Source organism: Actinomadura kijaniata NBRC 14229 (assembly GCF_001552175.1).
Lineage (GTDB): Bacteria > Actinomycetota > Actinomycetes > Streptosporangiales > Streptosporangiaceae > Spirillospora > Spirillospora kijaniata.
In genome coordinates, this window is sequence record NZ_BCQR01000315.1 from 1 (window position 1) to 3,614 (window position 3,614).

The 3,614-nt window shown below is 77.1% G+C and carries 3 protein-coding genes; all 3 read left to right on the forward strand.

The window, feature by feature from the left end; genetic code table 11:
* The coding region (locus tag AKI01S_RS48325) for a GH39 family glycosyl hydrolase (protein WP_067833830.1) at positions 1-1,275 on the forward strand (1,275 nt) is incomplete at its 5' end.
* A 168-nt stretch (positions 1,276-1,443) separates the two neighbouring features.
* Complete coding sequence (locus AKI01S_RS48330) at positions 1,444-3,036, forward strand: SpoIIE family protein phosphatase (protein ID WP_084000984.1); 1,593 nt, start codon at positions 1,444-1,446, stop codon at positions 3,034-3,036.
* Positions 3,033-3,614, forward strand: a 582-nt coding sequence (locus AKI01S_RS48335; protein WP_169814150.1) for a cobalamin B12-binding domain-containing protein, incomplete at its 3' end; no start/stop codon positions are given. The genes AKI01S_RS48330 and AKI01S_RS48335, both read left to right, overlap by 4 nt.

A 3,614-nucleotide genomic window follows, 5' to 3' on the forward strand; every position in this document is an offset into this window, starting at 1 on the left:
GCCCCCGGCCGGGCCGCCGAGCGCACCGGCGACCGTGCCGGGGCCCGCGGCCCCGTGGTGGGCGGCGGCGGGGCGACCGCGGCCTGGCCGTCCTGGGGCCTGACCCACACCCAGCACACCCTGCCCCTGAACTCGGCGGCGTCCCGGCAGCGCGCCGCCACGGCCCGCCAGCCCCTCGCGCAGGTCCAGTCGCTCATGGGCTGGGGCGCGACCAACCCCGAGCCGTCGCCGGGCCGCCACGACTTCACCACCCTGGACCGCCGCGTCGAGCTCATCCGCGCCACCAAGGGGACCCCGGTCCTCACCCTGTGCTGCGCCCCCGACTGGATGAAGGGCGGCACGGCCGGGCGGACCGACTGGACGCGGCTGGAGAAGGCCCCCGACCCGGCCCACTACGACGACTTCGCGAACCTCGCCGCCACGGTGGCCCGGCGCTACCCCGACGTCCGCCACTACCTGGTCTGGAACGAGTTCAAGGGCTTCTGGGACCCGGCCCGCAACACCTGGGACGCCGCCGCCTACACCGCGCTCTACAACAAGGTGTACACGGCGCTGAAGAAGGTGAACCCGCAGATCCGCGTCGGCGGCCCCTACATCCCGATGGACAGCAACCCGCCCGGGCAGGGGCCGCCGAGCGAGGTGAGCGGCCCGTGGGGCGCCGTCGACCCGCGCGTGCTGGACGCGACCCGGTACTGGCTGAAGAACAAGGCGGGCGCGGACTTCCTGGTGGTGGACGGCGCGTCGCTGCCGGGGAGGACGGGGCGGCCGGGCCAGGCCCCGGCGCGGGTGAACGTGATCGACGCGCTGGCGAAGTTCTCGGCGGTCACCCGGTGGCTGCGGGAGCAGAGCGGCGACCGGCTGCCGGTGTGGTGGGCCGAGTGGTACGTGCAGCCGCGGGGCGCCACCTGGTCCGACGAACGGCTGGGGGCGGTGCAGACCGCCGCGATGATGGAGTTCGCGCGGGGCGGGGCGTCGGCGGCGTTCTACTGGAGCCCGCAGGTCGCGACCTCCGCCGAGTGCCTGGGCTGCCTGTGGTCGGGCACCTCCGCGGGGAACCGCGGCACCCCGACGCTGACGATGCTCCAGAACTTCACCCGCTGGTTCCCGCCGGGCACGCCGCTGCTCGCCATGGCCTCCTCCAACCCCGACATCCGGGTGCTGGCCCAGCCGAGGCAGATGGTCGCGGTGAACACCACCGGCAGGCCCGCCCGCACGCTGCTCAACGGCAAGGCCCTGGAACTCGGCCCCTACGAGAGCCGCTGGATCCCGCTGTGACCGGGGCCGGACGCTTTCCGGCAATGTCACTCCCCGTCCCGGCGGGCTGGCGTAGCGTTGCCTCGTCCCCCCGTCGGCGGCCGCGCCGACGATCACGCCACGCAAGGAGTCGTCCCTCTGCGCAGCACCGAGACGGGCAGCGACCGCCTCCCGTTTCCCGATGACGACATGGAGCCGGAGGAGGTCTCCGGCGCGCCCCCGGCGGATCCGTCCGGACCGGACCGGGCGCTGCTCGACGCGCTGGACGTGCTCGACGAGGCCGTCGTCCTGGTCGACCCGGGCGGCACGGTGCGGCGGGCCAACGCCCGCGCCCGCGACCTGCTCGGCGACCCGCGCCCGGGGCGGCCGCTGGCCTCCGGCGCGATCCCGCCGCTGCTGGAGGCCGCGCAGGCGGGCCGCGCGACGTTCGACGCCGACCACGGGGGCCGCCGCGTCACCGGCCGCCGCCACGTGCTGCCGGGCGGGTACGCGGTCTGGGTGGCGCGCGACGTGACCGCCGAGCGGGCCCGCGAGGACGCGCTGCTGGAGGAGCGCACGCGCAAGGCGTTCCTGGCCCGCACGGGCCGGGTGCTGTCGGGCACCCTCAACCTGCGGCGGGCCTGGGCGCTGGCGGCCCGCCTGACGGCCGACGAGCTGGCCGACCAGGCCGCGGTGACCCTGTGGGGCGACAACGGCCGGCCCGAGACCGCCGTCTCGCGCCACGGCGAGACGTCCTTCCGGCTGGTCCCGCCCGGCCGGGGCGTCACCCGCGTCCACGACACCGGCCGCCTGGAGCGGCACGACGCGGTGAACGCCGAGCGCGCCCGGGAGCTGTGCCCGCCGGAGATGACGACCGACGGGCCCGCGCACGTGCTGCTGGTGCCGCTCACCGCGCGCGGCGTCTGCCGGGGCGTGCTCACCCTGCTGCGGGCCCGCCCGTTCGGCGACGGCGACCTGGACCTGGTCCGCGAGCACGCCGACCGGGTGGCGCTGGCGCTGGAGGCGGCGCGGCTGTACGAGCACCGCGCCGACGCCGCCGGGGACCTGCGCCAGGCGCTGCGGCCCCGCCCGCTCCCGCAGATCCCGGGGGTGCGGCTCGGCGCGGTCTACCGGCCCGCCCCCGAGGAGTCGATGATCGGCGGGGACTTCTACGACGTGCTGTACGCGCCGGGCCACGGCTGGCTGCTGGCGCTCGGCGACGTGTGCGGCAAGGGCGTCAGCGCCGCCGTCTACACCGCGCAGGTGCGGCAGGCGCTGCACACCGCCGCCGACGTGGCGGGCCCGCTCACCGAGGCCCTGGACCTGATCAACCGCACGCTGCTGATCACCGACGACAGCCGGTTCGTGACGCTGGTGCTGGCGCGGCTGTCGGCGCTGGGCGACGGAATGGTCCGGGTCGACCTGGCCAGCGGCGGGCACCCGCCGCCGGTGGTGGTGCGGCGGGACGGGACCGTGCGGGCGTTCACCCTGGAGGGCGCGATCGTCGGGGCGCTGCCGGACGTGGAGTTCGAGGAGACCTCGGTCATGCTCGACCCGGGCGACGCGCTCTACCTCTACACCGACGGGATCGTGGAGGCGCGCGGGCCGGACCGGGAGATGTTCGGCGCCGAGCGGCTCCACCGGGCGCTGGCCCGGTACCGGGGCGCGCCGCCGACCGCGGCGGCGGAGTGGGTGGCGCAGCGCGCCCTGGCCCACCTGGGGTCGGGCGAGCACGACGACATGGCGATCCTGGGTGTCCAGGCGTGGCCGCCCGGGCACCGGATGCACGAGGAGGGGTCATGACCGCTGGCGTCGCCGGAGAGGTCGCCGAGGAGTTCTTCACCGCGCTCGGGAGGGCGGACGTCGAGGCCGGGGTGCGGATCGCCACCGGCCTGCGCGCGGCGGGCGTGCCCGTGGCGGAGATCCTGGACGGGCTGGTCGTGCCCGCCCAGCGGCGGGTCGGCGAGTACTGGGCCGCCGGACGGTGGGACGTGGCCCGCGAGCACGCCGCCACGCACGTGTGCGAGCAGGTCGTCGCGGCGCTGACCCGGCCGGGGCCGCAGGGGCCGCCGGAGCCGCGCGGCCGGATCGTGCTGGCGTGCGCCGACGGCGAGTGGCACGCGCTGCCCGCCCGGCTGGCCGCCGAACGGCTGCGCGCGGCGGGCTGGGAGGCGGTGTTCCTGGGGGCCTGCACCCCGGCCCGGCACCTGGCGCGATTCCTGGAGTCGGTGGGACCGGACGCGGTCGGGCTGTCGTGCACGTTCCCGGCGGCGCTGCCGCGGGCGCGGGCGACGATCGAGTCGGCGCGGCAGCTGGGGGTGCCGGTGCTGGCGGGCGGGCCCGGGTTCGGGCCGGACGGCCGCTGGGCCCTGCGGCTGGGC